The organism is Clostridium senegalense JC122 (genome assembly GCF_000285575.1).
In the GTDB taxonomy this organism is placed as follows: Bacteria; Bacillota; Clostridia; order Clostridiales; family Clostridiaceae; genus Clostridium_J; species Clostridium_J senegalense.
Genome location: NZ_HE611052.1, coordinates 355,458 through 371,185, shown reverse-complemented (window position 1 = coordinate 371,185; position 15,728 = coordinate 355,458). Strand labels below are relative to the sequence as shown.

Sequence of the window (15,728 nt, the reverse complement as noted above, 5' to 3'; positions counted from 1 at the left end):
TAAAATTGTTGTTATTATTATTATAATGTCTAAAAAATAAGAAAAATAAAGGAATAAAATATTGGAAAAACAAGGAAAAATATGAGAATATATATATTGTAGAGAATATAAAATACATTTAGGAGGAATATAATATGGATATATCAAAAGGTATAGGAAAAAGCATAACCTTCTATTATTGTGGAACTGATCACATGCTTATAAATATGTATAAATACATAAAAAGTAATATGGAGCAAAATGTATTTATATATTTAAATGTTGAAAATAAGGCATTTAAACTTTTAAATGAATTTCTAAATGACACAGAAAAAACTATGATTAAAAATGATAATATGAAAAATATAGTTTTTGAAGGAGAAAAAAATGTTTTAGAAGATTTTTTGAAAAGATATAAAGATGAAAAAATGAACTGTGGATTCTCTGACGTTATATTAATAATAGATGCAAAATATATAATAGAAAATAGTAGTAAAAATTTATTTATTAAATTTATAGAAAATTTGTATGATGTGATACAATATATGCCAATTACAGTTTTAGTATTATATGATTTTGAAGATTATATACAAGAAAGGAAAATCATAGATAAAGAGATTATAAAAGTATCCTATGAAAAACATTCCCATAGGATGTTTGTAAATGATATAATACCTATGAAAGAATTTATAACTAAAAAAAGTTTGGCTTAACTTAATATATAAAGAAATAATCTCAAAGCTTAATTTATGTAAAAATCATAAGAAGCTTTAAGATTTATTACTTAGATATAAGTGGACTTTTAGTATATATAATTTTTTAGGTATGGTAAAATTAAAATCTATAAAATGAAATATTAAAATTATAAATATTAAAAGTTTTCAGCTGAAGAGTTAAGAATTATTCTTCAGTTTTTTTATTTAAAAAAATATAGAAAAATATAGTTAGAGTAGTAATTATATTTTTGAATATAATAAAAATATATTGCAATGAAGTTAAATATGTATTATTATTGATTTGCGACTAAATAATAATTATTATCAATAACTTTGTCTTATTATTTAAAAAAAGGAAGAAAGAGGGATAAAAATGAGTATTATTAAAATAAGTGAAAATGCATTTAAAGAATTTAAACAATTCTTAAATGATAATGAAGTTACAGCTGATGTAATAAGAATACATTTTGCAGGTATGGGCTGAGGAGGTCCAGCATTTAGTCTTGTTCTGGATGAACAAAAAGAATCAGATAACACTGAAAAAATGCAAGATTTGACATTCTTAGTAGATAAAGATGTCACTGCACAATTTGGTGAATTAACAATATTATCCGGTGAAGAAAATGGAATGGGTGGATTTTCTATAGAGCCTGAAACTAAGCCAGAAGGTGGCGGATGCTCATCTTGTTCAAGTTGTAGTTAGTTTTTAATATATTAATTATAAATAAATCAAAAATGGTGCCAAATAGGCACCATTTTTAGTTTTGAAATAAAAAAGTTAAAATGAAAAATAATCACAAAACAATAGATAAGTGCATACTATATTAATATAAGTAAATATTCGCAGTATACTTTAATAAGGGCTTAATAAAATTTGAAAAGTTAAAAATTTAACAAACAAAGAATGTAGACATTTGTGCTAAAGGCTAATTGTATAGTACATAAATTTTGGGGGTGTAGCTATGGAGTGGACAGATATCGTCATTAGATTATTACTAGCTTTTGTTATTGGAGGGGTTATTGGACAGGATAGAGAGAACAATCGTAGACCAGCAGGGCTTAGAACTCACATGTTGGTTTGTGTAGGTGCTACAGTTACATCTATGGTACAACTTTGTACAATGGAATATGCAATTAACTTAATAAGTACTAACCCAGAACTTTCTCAAGTGTTAAAAGTGGATTTGTGTAGACTTGGAGCACAAGTGATAACAGGGGTTGGATTTTTAGGTGCAGGAACAATAATACATGAAAAAGGGTTAGTGAAAGGTCTTACAACAGCAGCATCTATATGGGCAGTTGCATGTATAGGTCTTGGTGTTGGAATGGGCTTTTACGTTTTGTCAATAGTTTCAACTATAGCAGTGTATTTTGTTTTGGTGTTTTTTAAAAAAGCAGAGAATAAGTATGCAGACGGTAAAAAAATGAAAATATATTTAGAATATGAAGATAAATATGAAGCTACAAAAGTTTTCTATGAAATTTTAAAAGAAGAAAATATAAAAATATGTGGAATGGAGTGCAATGTAAAAGAAGAAAGTAATAAAAAAATTGAAAGTTGCACATACTATATGATGATTCCAATAAGTGTTGATATCTTAGAACTTTTAGATAATATTATTTTAACTCAAAAATTTATACAAGTTAAGTTTATTTGAATATAAAATTAAATTTAAACAATTAATTAAGTAAATAGAAAATAACAACAAGGAGAGTAATATAATGGGTACAATTATAGAAAATGTTTCTCTTATAATACTTATAGTGTCTTTATATGTTATGGTAATAACTTTAAAGAGATTTGAAGATAAAGAGAGAAAAGTATTAACATTAGAAGAGTGTCGACATATTGTTGTTTGGCATAATGATCTTAATAGAAAAATAGATCCACCAGAAAAGCTAGATAAAATTGTTGAGCGGGTCACAAATGGCGAAATTGTCCAGGTAGATAGTAAAAAGGTTTATAATGATATTATAAAAATAACCACTAAAGCTATAAAATTCAATAATTTAATACTTGTAAAACCTAAAAGAAAGTGATATACTTAATAAAAAATAATCTTTAAAATAGTCCAGAGAGGCTGCAAGATTTAATAAGTTAAGTTGAAATATTACTATTATAACTAGGAATATTATAACTTCTTGCAGCCATGCAAGAAGTTTTTTTATTATAAAATATTTTATAATAAAAAACTTATAATAAAGATTATTAAATTAAAGACAATGTTGCCTTTAAATCAGTCCAGAGAGGCTGAAAAGGAGAAAGTTAATTTCTCCTTGAAAAAATTTTCAGGAGGTTTTTTTATGACAGAAAAAGCGATATCTATATCCAAGTCAAATGAAGGAGGTTGTTTACTAGCTAAATTAAAAAGGATAGTTTTAGCAAGTCAACACCTAATAGCAATGTTTGGAGCTACAGTGTTAGTTCCAATATTAACAGGTTTTAATCCATCAATAGCACTTATAGCAGCTGGAGGTGGAACTTTAATATTTCATTTTTGCACTAAAGGAAAAGTTCCAGTATTTTTAGGGTCATCTTTTGCATTCATATCTGTAATAATATCAGTTAGTGAAATGCATGGTGGTGACTTAAGTTATGCTCAAGGTGGAATTATGGTAGCAGGATTTTTGTATGTATTGTTATCCTTTGCCGTAAAAAAAGTAGGTGTAAAAAATATAAAAAGATATTTACCAGCACAGGTTGTAGGGCCTATGATTATAGTAATAGGTTTAAATTTAATACCTACAGCATTTAATATGGCATCAGAGAATTTATTAATAGCGGCAATAACACTTACAACAGCCATAGTAATTAAAAATTTTGGTAAAGGTTTTTTAAAACAATTATCAATATTAATAGCAGTTGTAATAGGGTATAGTATATCATTGGCATTACAAATTGTTGATACATCTATAATATCAAATGCACCATTAGTGGCAATGCCAGCTTTTAATTTGCCTAAGTTTGATTTAGCATCAGTAGTGGTGATAGCGCCAGTAATACTAGCTGTATTAATGGAACATGTAGGAGATATAACAACTAATGGGCAAGTTGTAGGAAAAAACTTCATAGAGGATCCAGGATTAAATAAAACATTACTTGGAGATGGTCTTGCAACAATGTTTTCTGCATTAATAGGCGGACCAGCTAATACTACTTATGGAGAAAATACAGGTGTTCTAGCTCTAACAAAGAATTATGATCCATCTATATTAAGGTTAACAGCTGTAATAGCCATATTACTCGGAGTTGTAGCTAAAGTAGGAGGGTTTTTACAATCAATACCATCTTGTGTTATGGGAGGAATAAGTTTAATATTATTCTCTATGATTTCTATGGTAGGAGTGAAAAGCATAAAAAATGATGGAGTGAAATTTAATTTCAATAACATAGCAGTTATGGCAACTATATTAATAGTAGGTTTAGGAACTGGTATAGTAGAAAGAAATTTTGGTATAGTTTTAGGAATTCCGGTTACAGAAACAGTAAAAATTTCAGGACTGAGCTTAGCAGCTATATTAGGAGTAATTTTAAATAGTATTATAAATAGAAAAACTATAAAAGAAAATAAAAATATATAGAATAACATTAGAATAAAGAATGCTTTAAGATGATACAACATCTTAAAGCATTTTTAAATTAACAAATGTTTTTAAGCGGTAAGTTTTTAATTTTAATAGTGGATTGTGCTAAAAAATATATAATATCAAAGAATTAACTACTAAAAATATTAACAAATAGTTAATAAAAAATGAATAAAAAAATGAAATATGTATATATAGCAATGAAATAAATAATAAGCAGTTACTAAAAATAATATACTATAGCTAAAAAAAGTATTTTATTATATATATGATTTGTTCAATTTAAAAGAAAATACAAAATTGACAGAAAAATTATAAAAGTATGTCGAAAATACTTGAAAAAAGACAAAGAGAAATATATAATTAAATTGTAACAATTTTAACAAAAATTTAACAACAAGGAGGAAAAATGATGAGTAACAAAAAAAGAAAAAATCATTCCCAACGGCCTTTACAGTATTATTTATAGTATTAATACTTGTAGCGTTATTAACTTACTTAGTTCCGGCAGGAAGCTATGCTAAACTTAAATACAATACAGAAGCAGATAAGTTTGTTATAACAATGCCAAAGGGTGACACTAAAGAGTTGCCAGCAACACAAGAAACTTTGGAAAGCTTAGGCGTTAAAGTTAATGTTGAGAAGTTTACAGAAGGAAGCATTAGCAAGCCAATAGCAATTCCAGATACATATGAGGAACTTCCAAGTAATCCACAAGGTTTAGTAAAAATTTTATCAGCACCGATACAAGGTGTTTATGATTCAATAGATATTATAATGTTTGTATTTATTTTAGGTGGGATTATAGGAGTAATAAATCATTCTGGAGCTTTTGATGCAGGTATTGCTAGTTTATCAAGAGCTACAAAAGGAAGAGAAATGCTACTTATAGTTATAGTTACTGTATTAGTAGCAGCAGGAGGAACAAGTTTTGGATTAGCAGAAGAAACTATAGCATTCTATCCTATACTTATGCCAATATATTTAGTGTCAGGCTATGATGCATTAGTATGTATAGCTGCAATATACTTAGGCTCAACAATAGGAACAATGTTTGCAACAACTAATCCATTTTCAGTTGTTACAGGTTCAAATGCTGCTGGAGTAAACTTTACAGATGGTATTATGTTCAGAGGAGTAGGTCTTGTATTAGCAATAGGATTAGCATTGATATACATAATTCGTTATGCAAAAAAAGTACAAAAGGATGCAAAAAATTCTTACATATTTGAAGATAAAGAACATATAGATAAAAAATTCTTAAGTGGATATGATGCTGATAATCTTCCAAATTTCAATATAAGAAGAAAACTTATGTTAATAATATTTGCACTTGCTTTCGTAGTTATGGTTTGGGGAGTTTCAACTCAAGGTTGGGGATTCCAAGATATGACAGCACTATTCTTAATAGTAGGAATAGTTATCGGAGTTATCTCTGGTATGGGAGAAAAAGTATTTGTTGAGAAATTTATAACAGGAGCAGGAGATTTGATAGGTGTTGCGCTTATTATAGGTGTTGCTAGAGGCGTTAACATAATAATGGAAAATGGCTTAATAAGTGATACTATACTTTACGGATCATCTAATTTAGTAACTGGTATGAATTCAATATTATTTATACTTGTTATGGTAGTAATATTCTGTGTATTAGGATTTTTCATACCATCATCATCAGGACTTGCAACACTTGCAATGCCAATTATGGCACCACTTGCAGATTCAGTTGGAATATCAAGAGATGGTATTGTTAGTGCATATATGTATGGTCAAGGTCTAATGTCATTTATAACTCCAACAGGGCTTATACTTGCGTCATTAGAAATGGTAGATGTAACTTATAACAAATGGCTAAAATTTGTATTACCATTAATGGGTATGATAGGTGGAATAGGAATAGTAATGTTAATACTTCAAGTATTAATCTAATATAATAAAAAAAGAAAGTAGGGGATTACGCTTATCTCCTACTTTCATTTTTTATAGTTAATGCAATATATATACATTAGTAACATGATTTTAATAATTTAGTGGTAAAATAAAAACAAAGCATTTAGAATACATATTATTTTGTAGAATAATAGTAAAAAAAGCAATAAAAAGGATTAAAATGGATATTTTATAATTATTTAAAAAATACCTTTAAATAACTATAAATAAGGAAAAAATCTAGGAGCAAACTTAGTTTTCTAAATATAAAAACTATTGAAAAAAATAACTCGATAGTACTATAATAGGATATGTAAAAGATTACAAGAATTGGGGGATTGAAATGTCAAAGGAAAAGAAGAAAAAGTCTTTCCCTACGGCTTTTACTGTTTTATTTATAGTGCTTATTTTAGCAGCAATACTTACATACATAGTTCCAGCTGGAAATTATGCAAAGCTTAAGTATGATAGTGAAAGTGAAGCATTAGTAGTAACTAAGCCAAAGGGAGACATAGAAAATTTAGAAGCAACTCAGGAATCTTTAGATAAACTTAATATTAAAGTAGATATACAAAAATTTAAGGATGGAAGTATAAGTAAACCTATAGCAATACCTGATACTTATGAAGTGGTTGAAAGCAATCCACAGGGATTATATGATATAATTTCTGCTCCGATAGTGGGAGTTTATGACACTATAGGTATAATAATGTTTGTATTTATTTTAGGTGGTATTATTGGAGTAATAAATCATTCTGGAGCCTTTGATGCAGGTATAGCTAGTCTTTCAAAGGCAACAAAGGGTAGAGAAGTATTACTTATAATAATAGTTTCTGCTGCGGTATCTTTAGGTGGAACAACTTTTGGTCTTGCAGAAGAAACCATAGCCTTTTATCCTATACTTATGCCAATTTTTCTGGTTGCAGGATATGATGCAATTGTATGTATAGCAGCAATATATTTAGGTTCGTCATTGGGAACGATGTTTTCAACAGTAAATCCATTTTGTGTTGTTATAGGATCAAATGCTGCAGGAATAAATTTCACAGAGGGACTTACTTGGAGAATTATAGGTCTTATACTATCTATGATAGTATGTATTATATATATAATTTACTATGCTAAAAAAGTTCAAAAGAATGTTAAAGCATCAGTTGTATATGAAGATAAAAAGCATATAGAAGAAAAATTCTTAAGTGGATATAATCCTGAAAATATACCTAATTTTAATTTTAGAAGGAAATTAATGTTAATTTTATTATTATTAGGATTCATTATTATGATTTGGGGAGTAGCAACCAAAGGTTGGTGGTTTGAAGAAATGACAGCACTATTCCTATTTATAGGAATACTAATAGGTGTAGTATCTGGAATGGGAGAGAAAACCTTTGTTGACAAATTTGTAGCTGGAGCTGCAGATTTAATAGGTGTTGCACTTATTATAGGTGTTGCTAGAGGCGTTAACATGATAATGGATAATGGCTTAATAAGTGATAGTATATTATTTTATTCATCTAACTTAGTAAATGGAATGAACTCAGTATTATTCATAATAGTTATGATGATTATATTCTGCGTATTAGGATTCTTTATACCATCAGCATCTGGACTTGCAACTTTAGCTATGCCAATAATGGCACCACTTGCAGATACTGTTGGACTATCAAGGGATGTTATAGTTAGTACTTATGCTTATGGTCAAGGTCTTATGGCATTTATAACTCCAACAGGACTTATATTGGCTACATTAGAAATGGTAGATGTAACTTATAATAAATGGTTGAAGTTTGTATTACCATTAATGGGATTAATAGCTGGATTGTCCATTGTATTATTAATTTTAGAAGCATATGTTCCGTTATAAAATATTAAAACGAATTCAAAAATTCTGTTTCATATTTAACAGAAATATTTATAGGTATAACTATAAAGGAGATATAAAAATAAAACAGGAATTGTTCCTGTTTTATTTTTATATACTTTTTCAATAACTAACAGATTATTTTAGTAAATAGTGAACAGTTATGTTTATTACTACTCACTTTGCTACTAGTAATTCTCAACGTATTTTTAACTTTAAGAAACTGATGCCCAGTTTCATCAATAAATTTTAATTCTTAACTAACTATATTTGTACTTATTTTTCTTAACTGATAACAAAAATTTGATGTATAAATTTAAGTTATAGATTACATCTGTATACTTAGTTAAAAATTATAAATAAAAAATATTTGCGATAGAAGATTCAATTGAGTGAAATAAAAAATATAAAGTAATTAAATATTTAAAATAGAAAAATACTAGTTTAGTATAATAGACTATTATATTGGGAGGAATTTATTTGAATGTTATAATAAAAGCCCTTATATTTTTCTTATTTTTATACTGGTGGTATATTAATAAAAAAATATGAAATTATTATTTATGGCAATCTTTTTCTTTATAGATTTTTGTAGAGTAGCATTTTTAGATAAACTATTAAACAATACTTTTATACTGGCTATAAGCATAATACAATTATTAATAATTATATGTGTTTTTATATTTTATATAAAATCAATTATAAAAACACATACAAATAGAACTTAAATACATTTGTTTTTCAGTGTTATACTTTTATAATTATTTTTTATGCATAACCAAAAACTTTTTATTATCGTAGATTTAATTTGAAGTAATTTTTATAAATAAATATTTTTTGTAAAAAATGTTTCAAAATTGAGAAAATTGATTTAATTGTATTGACCATTTAAAAAAACAATGTAATATTTAAATGTAATATAAAATAATGAAAAATTTGAAAAAAGGAGGTAAGATCATGAAAACTAATTTAAATATAATAAATGCTTTAATTAATTTAAAATTTAATAAATTATTGTTCTTACCTCTAGGTGAAAGTATAGCTGGGTTTTATGTCTTTAGTTAATAAAATATTTTTAAAGGTACTTTTAGAAAAAAGTATTATTGACATAGTTGCGTTAAATTAAAAATATTTTTAATAATTTTTAGCTAAAAAAGACTTTCTGTTAATCTTAGAGTGGTTAATAGAAAGTCTTTTTATTTTTATATTACAGAGTGAAATAACTTATAATGTTACAGTGAAAAAGGGGTGAATCTTAATGAAATTATTTAAAAATTATATCTTAAAACACATGAAAGTATTAATAATACCAATTGCAACTATGATTATAGCACTTACTATTGATAGTACTTTTCCATATCTCCAAAAAATATTTGTAGATGATATCATGTTAAATAGTAAATGGGAGTATATTGGAAAATTCTTTTTTATATTTATATGCCTTACATTAGCTCGTTCTATAATTGGGTATATTAAGGAATATCTTTTTGACAAGTTTGCTCTTAATGTAGCAAAGGAAATGAGAAATGATTTATTTAACAAAATACAATGTTTTGAGTTTTCATTTTTTGATAATACAAATACAGGGGAATTAATGTCTAGAATAGCAGAAGATGTAGATACTGTATGGGAAACTTTAGGTTTTGGAATGAGGCTTTTAATTGAAGGAATAATACTTTTTATTATATCTACAGTTATAATGTTTAGATTGAGTCCATTTTTAACAGGGATATCACTTTTTGTGTTACTACCAGTAGGATTTTTAGGTATAGTATTTGATAAGAAATTTTGTGATATATATTCTAAAATAAGTGATCAAACAGCACAAATTAATTCAATGGCTCAACAGGATATATCGGGTATAAGACTTGTTAAAGCATTTGCAAGAGAAAAACATGAAATCTCTAAATTCTTAAATGTAAATAAAGAATATTATAATTTAAATATTGCTCAAGCTACATTGTTAAGTAAGTTTATACCAGCTGTTGATTTCTTAACTAATTTAGCTCCTATAACTATAATAATATTTGGAGGCTTGTTAACTATAGATGGAAGTATATCCTTTGGCACAATACTTGCATTTAGTAGTTATATATTAAATATATCATTTTGTGTTAGAAACTTTGGGTGGCTTGTAAACTTGCTATCTCAAAACAAAGCTTCTCTTGATAAAATATTTAAAATATTAGAAAGACAACCGGAAATAAAATCGAAGGAAAATCCATATAAACCTGAAACTGTTTTAGGAAATATTGAGTTTAAAAATGTAAATTTTAAATATAAAGATGAAGAAATTCTAAAAAATATAAATCTTAATATTCCTAAAGGAAGTACTGTTGCAATAATGGGAGCAACCGGTTGTGGGAAAAGTTCATTAATATCTTTAATAGGAAGATATTATGATGTTTTTGAAGGTGAAGTTAAAGTAGATGATGTAAATGTAAAAGAATGGGATTTAGAAAAGTTGAGAGAAAGTATGTCAGTTGTTTTTCAAGATACATTTCTTTTTTCAGATACAATAAGAAATAATATTGATTTTGGTGGAAATTGTAGTGAAGAAAAAGTTACTAAAGCATCAAAAGATAGTTGTGCTTATGAATTTATATCAGAACTTTCAGAAGGATATAATACTGAAGTAGGAGAAAGAGGAGTAGGATTGTCCGGTGGACAAAAACAAAGGCTTGCAATTGCAAGAGGTATTATAAGAAAAAGTTCAATATTAATTTTAGATGATGCAACATCTGCATTAGACATGGAGACAGAGCTTAATGTTCTTAAAAATCTTTCTAAAATGGAGAATAGGCCAACAACATTTATAATAGCTCATAGAATTTCAGGAGTTAAAGATGCAGATATTATAATATTTATGAAAGATGGAGAAATCGCAGAAATAGGAAATCATGAAAGCTTGTTAAAGAAACAAGGGTATTATTACAATATTTATCGTCATCAATTTAAAGACTTTGAGTTAATACAGGAGGTGAGTTAATATGGAAAATAAGGTTCATAAGTGGAAGACTGTAAAAAGGTTAGGTGGTTATATAAAACCGTATAAGTGGAAGACTTTAGGCGTTATATTTCTATTACTTATTGTAATGAGTTGTAACACATTAAATCCATATCTAATGAAAGTTTCAATAGATAGATTTGTTAGTGTAAAAGATGTAAAAGGTTTATTTAGTATTGGATTAGTACTTGTAGCTATAAATATTTTAGCTATGTTACTTTCCAAAATAAGAATTTTATCTATGAGTAAAATAACAAATAAAGTTTTAATAGATATAAGACATGAATTATATACTCATATTCAAACTTTAAGCTTTTCATTTTTTGATAATAGACCAGTAGGAAAAATACTTTCAAGAGTTGTTGGGGATGTTAATGCCCTGCAGAATCTTTTAAATAATAGTATTGTAAATTTAATACCTAACATATTTACAGTATCATTGGTAGTTATAATGATGTTTATATTAAATCCAATCTTAGCTATGATATGTGTTATAGTATTACCTATACTTTTAGGGGCAATGTTTTTTATTGAAATAAAATCTAATAAACTTTGGAGTAATTATAGGGAAAAAAGATCCACATTGCTTGGATATACCCATGAGGCATTTTCAGGTATGAGAGTTATCCAGGGTTTCAGTAGAGAAAAGTATGCTAAAGAAAAATTTCAAGAAAATTTAAATGCCCATGGAAATGGATTTTTAACAGCTGTAAAGGTTCAGGATTATTTCTGGCCAATAGTTGATTTGTGTAGAGGTATTGGAGTATCTATAGTATTATTTTCAGGATATAGGCTAATTTTAAAGGATAGCTTATCTATGGGAACATTGATGGCATTTATTATGTATATAGAGATGTTATGGAGACCTATAATGAATTTAGCATCATTTTATAATGCATTTATAACAAATCTTTCAGCGGCAGAAAGAATATTTGATATATTAGATACTACTAATGATATGATAGTAAATGCAGCTACAAAAAAATTACCAAAAATAAAAGGTAATATAAAATTTGAAAATGTAACATTTTCTTATGAAAATGATGGTATTAATGCACTTAAAAATACTAATTTTATGCTAAAAGCAGGAGAAAAAGTAGCACTTGTTGGAGAAACAGGAGCAGGAAAAACAACTATAACAAATCTTTTAAGTAGGTTTTATGATCCTACATTAGGTAAGGTGTTCATAGATGGTATAGATATAAAAACTGTTGAATTAGAAAGTTTGCGTAGCCAAATGGGAATAATGCTTCAAGATTCGTTCTTATTTTCTACAACTATAAAGGAGAATATTAAATATGGAAAACTAGGAGCAACAGATGAAGAAGTTATAGCAGCTGCAAAGGCAGTAAATGCTCATTCTTTTATTGAAAAATTAGAGAATGGATATGATACAGAAGTAAATGAGAGAGGTTCTAGATTGTCTTTAGGACAGAGACAGCTTATAGCATTTGCAAGAGCATTAATTGCTGATCCTAGAATATTAATTTTAGATGAGGCAACTGCAAATATTGATACAGAAACAGAAAGATTGGTTCAAGAAGGAATAAAGAAGCTTATGGAAGGTAGAACATCTATTGTAATAGCTCATAGACTATCAACTATAAGAGATTGTGACAAAATATTTGTCCTATCACATGGTGAAATAGTTGAACAAGGTACTCATGAAGAGTTGTTAAGGTCAAAAGGATACTATTATAATTTATATTGTGCTCAATATAGTTTTTTAAGTGAAGGAGCATAATTTTAGTTAATAAATAGCTAACTATCTTGAAATAGAGGTCAAATTCTATTTTAAGATAGTTTTTTAGTTTTATATACTGAATTTTTAGATTATTTTTTATTAAATACTTATAAATTTGAAATGCAAATATTAAAATTGTATTATAAAAAAATATATATTTATGAATAAATATATATGATTAAGAAAAACTATTTTTAAAGACAGAATAGATTATAGTGTTTGATGTAAATAAATTTATAAATTTACTTTACTATACAAAAAAATATATATAATATTAAATGTACAATAAATTAATATTGTAATTAAATAAAGTATTTAGTTTTTAAGCTAGTGTAATAAATAATTTAATCTAAGCTTAATATAATACAATTTGAAGGGAGTAAAATATAGATAATATATGTTGAGTTTTATATTATGAAATGAATACATTAATATAAAATTTTATTATATATTTTACAAGGCATATTAAAATGCTAAAATAAATTACCATGGAAAGAGGTTTTATAAATGTCAACTTTAAATATATTTAGTAAAAAATTTCATGGCAAGGATTAAATCTAACTTGTACAATGGAAAGATATTTAGAAACAAATAATATAGCATTAGAGTTATATGATGAATTTGGAGAGTTTTATGATGGTATTACATTAGATTACAAAACATCTCTTCCAAAATCCAACAATGCTATTATTTCAAGAGAAAAGAGTGCAGAAGGAATATTAAGTGCTTTAACTAAAGTTGATATGGTTAAAGTTGTTGGTAAGATAGACGTTAAGTTGGTTATGCAAGAATTAGTTTTAGTAAATACTAGACAGTTTAAAGAAGTAGAAGAAGAAGTTTTCTTAGAATTTGCTAAAAGCGAAGAATATGATTTAAATGAATTTTTAAGTAAATAAATGAGGGGTATTATATGAGAAAGGTTTATAAAAATCCAAAAGAATTAGCAACATGTTTAAAAGATTTAGTAGATTTATATTTAGATGACCTTATGGAATATGAAACTTTAGAAGAAAAAGTGATGATACTTGTTGAACATAACGGTGAAAGAATTTATAAAGATGATAAAATGTCTTCAAAAATACATAATGTAATAGAAACATCAAGAGCAGATATTATAAATAAAATAGTAAAAGATAATAAAAAGTAAGTTTCATATTAGAAAATTATAAAAGGCGTGTATTATACACGTTTTTTTATATTTATTCAGAATAATGACTGTTATTATGTAAAATTAATTTATTATATGAGATTTGTTCAATTTAAACTAAATACTTGTAAAGTGAAAGGAAAGATATATGAGAATAAATAAGTTGTTAAGTAATTTTGGTATTTGTTCTAGAAAGGATGGGAATAGACTTATTGAAGAAAATAGGATAGTTGTCAATGGGGAATTTTGCAGTAAAGGACAATGGGTTGAATTAGAAGATGAAATATTTTTAGATGGAAAACCTTTAAAAGCAAAAGAAAAAATATATATAGCATTAAATAAACCTGTTGGAGTTGTATGTACTGCAGCAAAAGATGTTAAAAGTAATATAATTGAATTTATGGACTATAAAGAATACATATTTCCAGTAGGAAGATTAGATAAAGAATCACAAGGGCTAATTATAATGACCAATGATGGCGAACTTGCTAATAAAATTTTAGAATCTAAAAATTTTCATGAGAAAGAATATATAGTAACTGTTGATAGGCCTTTTGATGATAATTTTCTTCAAAATATGGCTAAAGGAGTTGAAATATTAGGGGTTAGAACAAGGCCATGTATTGTAAAAAAAATTAATGAAAATACTTTTAATATAGTTTTAACTCAAGGTATAAACAAACAAATAAGACGTATGACTAAAACTTGTGGGTATACAGTAAATAGGTTGGAGCGCATAAGAATTATTAATATAAAAATGAATGGACTAGATATAGGGCAGTGGAGGCATCTTACAAAAGCAGAACTTAGTGAGTTAGAAAAGTGTTAATATAATATATTAAAAAAAGATTTTTAGGAGGTAGTTAAAAACAATATGTTTTTTAACTACCTCTTTTTAAAAGCAACTAAAGTCCCATAATTTGTTTGATTTTAACATATACTCCTTGTGATTTAGGGGCAATATATCTACGTTTTACTTTTTTTGTTTCTACAGCTTTAATATATTCATCTACTATAGATGAAGTTGATTTTACTTCTATTGTACTAAAATAATTAAAATGTTTTCTTTTTAAATAATCAATTTTATTTTTGAAGTATGATTTGTCTTTCATCCAAGTAAATTGCTTATAAATATTTTTTTGATTAAATCCTGTATTATAAGCACCTGGTTCTATTATCGTTACTTGAATATTGTTGTTATTTAGTTCATTAAGTTCTTCACGTAATGATAAGGCTATACATTCTAGGGCAAATTTAGATGAGGCATATGGAGATAGAAATGGATATATAGTCTTACCCAAAAGGGATGAAATAAAAATTATTTTACCACTATTATTTTTTATCATTTGTTTAAGAACTAATTGGGTAAGTTCAATAGTGGAGAAAACATTAGTTTCAAAAACTTTTTTGAAATTTTTAATATTAATTTCCGCAATAGAACCAGAGTCTCCAATAGCCGCATTATTTATTAAAACATCTAAATTTAAGTTGGTTACTATATTTCTATCTATAGGATTTGTTATATCAAGTTTAAAACTTTTTATTGGCAAATTTAATTTCTTACCAATATTATTTAATATAATAGCCTCATTATCCGTATGGGTTGTGGCATAAACTAAATGGCCACGAAGAGATAATGCTATAGCAGCAGATTTACCTATCCCAGTTCCAGCTCCAGTTATTAAAATATTTTTCATAAAAATCACCTTAACTTTTTAAAAGTATTATTAACATTAATATAAAAAAATATTAAAAAAAATATA

Annotated in this window: 13 protein-coding genes and 1 pseudogene; 13 read left to right on the top strand and 1 reads right to left on the bottom strand. The window is 26.3% G+C overall.

What is annotated here, in order from left to right:
* Positions 1-134: 134 nt before the first annotated feature.
* From CSGHG_RS13580 to CSGHG_RS13510, 13 genes and pseudogenes are all read left to right on the top strand, one after another.
* On the top strand, positions 135-692 hold the full coding sequence (locus tag CSGHG_RS13580) for a hypothetical protein (protein ID WP_010296341.1): 558 nt from the start codon (positions 135-137) through the stop codon (positions 690-692).
* Positions 693-1,068: 376 nt separating this feature from the next.
* The gene (locus tag CSGHG_RS25215) at positions 1,069-1,179 is read left to right on the top strand and encodes a hypothetical protein (protein ID WP_010296338.1); all 111 of its coding nucleotides are present in this window, start codon (positions 1,069-1,071) and stop codon (positions 1,177-1,179) included.
* 60 nt (positions 1,180-1,239) lie between these two features.
* Positions 1,240-1,398, top strand: a complete 159-nt coding sequence (locus CSGHG_RS24330) for an iron-sulfur cluster assembly accessory protein (protein ID WP_010296335.1) — start codon at positions 1,240-1,242, stop codon at positions 1,396-1,398.
* Between the two features lie 259 nt (positions 1,399-1,657).
* The gene (locus CSGHG_RS13565; protein WP_010296333.1) at positions 1,658-2,353 is read left to right on the top strand and encodes an MgtC/SapB family protein; all 696 of its coding nucleotides are present in this window, start codon (positions 1,658-1,660) and stop codon (positions 2,351-2,353) included.
* A 64-nt stretch (positions 2,354-2,417) separates the two neighbouring features.
* Entirely contained in the window at positions 2,418-2,735 is a 318-nt protein-coding gene (locus tag CSGHG_RS13560; RefSeq protein ID WP_010296330.1) for a hypothetical protein, read from the top strand.
* Positions 2,736-2,999: 264 nt separating this feature from the next.
* Positions 3,000-4,277 (top strand): uracil-xanthine permease family protein, encoded by a 1,278-nt coding sequence (locus CSGHG_RS13555; RefSeq protein WP_010296327.1) that lies wholly within the window; start codon positions 3,000-3,002, stop codon positions 4,275-4,277.
* A gap of 423 nt (positions 4,278-4,700) precedes the next feature.
* Positions 4,701-6,206 (top strand): annotated as a pseudogene (locus CSGHG_RS20850) (YfcC family protein); the annotation flags it as partial.
* Between the two features lie 343 nt (positions 6,207-6,549).
* Complete coding sequence (locus CSGHG_RS13545) at positions 6,550-8,070, top strand: YfcC family protein (protein WP_010296322.1); 1,521 nt, start codon at positions 6,550-6,552, stop codon at positions 8,068-8,070.
* 1,255 nt (positions 8,071-9,325) lie between these two features.
* The gene (locus CSGHG_RS13530) at positions 9,326-11,056 is read left to right on the top strand and encodes an ABC transporter ATP-binding protein (protein WP_010296319.1); all 1,731 of its coding nucleotides are present in this window, start codon (positions 9,326-9,328) and stop codon (positions 11,054-11,056) included.
* A gap of 1 nt (position 11,057) precedes the next feature.
* On the top strand, positions 11,058-12,818 hold the full coding sequence (locus CSGHG_RS13525; RefSeq protein ID WP_010296317.1) for an ABC transporter ATP-binding protein: 1,761 nt from the start codon (positions 11,058-11,060) through the stop codon (positions 12,816-12,818).
* A gap of 569 nt (positions 12,819-13,387) precedes the next feature.
* Positions 13,388-13,714: a hypothetical protein gene (locus CSGHG_RS13520; RefSeq protein ID WP_010296315.1), complete on the top strand. Its 327-nt coding sequence runs from the start codon at positions 13,388-13,390 to the stop codon at positions 13,712-13,714.
* A 14-nt stretch (positions 13,715-13,728) separates the two neighbouring features.
* Positions 13,729-13,965: a TIGR04540 family protein gene (locus tag CSGHG_RS13515; protein WP_010296313.1), complete on the top strand. Its 237-nt coding sequence runs from the start codon at positions 13,729-13,731 to the stop codon at positions 13,963-13,965.
* Between the two features lie 148 nt (positions 13,966-14,113).
* Positions 14,114-14,794, top strand: a complete 681-nt coding sequence (locus CSGHG_RS13510) for a pseudouridine synthase (RefSeq protein WP_010296310.1) — start codon at positions 14,114-14,116, stop codon at positions 14,792-14,794.
* A 76-nt stretch (positions 14,795-14,870) separates the two neighbouring features.
* On the opposite strand, the gene CSGHG_RS13505 is transcribed toward CSGHG_RS13510, so the two are convergent.
* Positions 14,871-15,662, bottom strand: coding sequence for an SDR family NAD(P)-dependent oxidoreductase (locus CSGHG_RS13505; RefSeq protein ID WP_010296309.1), 792 nt, complete (start codon positions 15,660-15,662; stop codon positions 14,871-14,873).
* Positions 15,663-15,728: the final 66 nt, after the last annotated feature.

What these genes read in the sequence shown, in the direction of transcription:
- CSGHG_RS13580 (WP_010296341.1), top strand. Translation starts at nt 135, where the DNA reads ATGGATATATCAAAAGGTATAGGAAAAAGCATAACCTTCTATTATTGT.
- CSGHG_RS25215 (WP_010296338.1), top strand. Translation starts at nt 1,069, where the DNA reads ATGAGTATTATTAAAATAAGTGAAAATGCATTTAAAGAATTTAAACAA.
- CSGHG_RS24330 (WP_010296335.1), top strand. Translation starts at nt 1,240, where the DNA reads ATGCAAGATTTGACATTCTTAGTAGATAAAGATGTCACTGCACAATTT.
- CSGHG_RS13565 (WP_010296333.1), top strand. Translation starts at nt 1,658, where the DNA reads ATGGAGTGGACAGATATCGTCATTAGATTATTACTAGCTTTTGTTATT.
- CSGHG_RS13560 (WP_010296330.1), top strand. Translation starts at nt 2,418, where the DNA reads ATGGGTACAATTATAGAAAATGTTTCTCTTATAATACTTATAGTGTCT.
- CSGHG_RS13555 (WP_010296327.1), top strand. Translation starts at nt 3,000, where the DNA reads ATGACAGAAAAAGCGATATCTATATCCAAGTCAAATGAAGGAGGTTGT.
- CSGHG_RS13545 (WP_010296322.1), top strand. Translation starts at nt 6,550, where the DNA reads ATGTCAAAGGAAAAGAAGAAAAAGTCTTTCCCTACGGCTTTTACTGTT.
- CSGHG_RS13530 (WP_010296319.1), top strand. Translation starts at nt 9,326, where the DNA reads ATGAAATTATTTAAAAATTATATCTTAAAACACATGAAAGTATTAATA.
- CSGHG_RS13525 (WP_010296317.1), top strand. Translation starts at nt 11,058, where the DNA reads ATGGAAAATAAGGTTCATAAGTGGAAGACTGTAAAAAGGTTAGGTGGT.
- CSGHG_RS13520 (WP_010296315.1), top strand. Translation starts at nt 13,388, where the DNA reads ATGGAAAGATATTTAGAAACAAATAATATAGCATTAGAGTTATATGAT.
- CSGHG_RS13515 (WP_010296313.1), top strand. Translation starts at nt 13,729, where the DNA reads ATGAGAAAGGTTTATAAAAATCCAAAAGAATTAGCAACATGTTTAAAA.
- CSGHG_RS13510 (WP_010296310.1), top strand. Translation starts at nt 14,114, where the DNA reads ATGAGAATAAATAAGTTGTTAAGTAATTTTGGTATTTGTTCTAGAAAG.
- CSGHG_RS13505 (WP_010296309.1), bottom strand. Translation starts at nt 15,662, where the DNA reads ATGAAAAATATTTTAATAACTGGAGCTGGAACTGGGATAGGTAAATCT.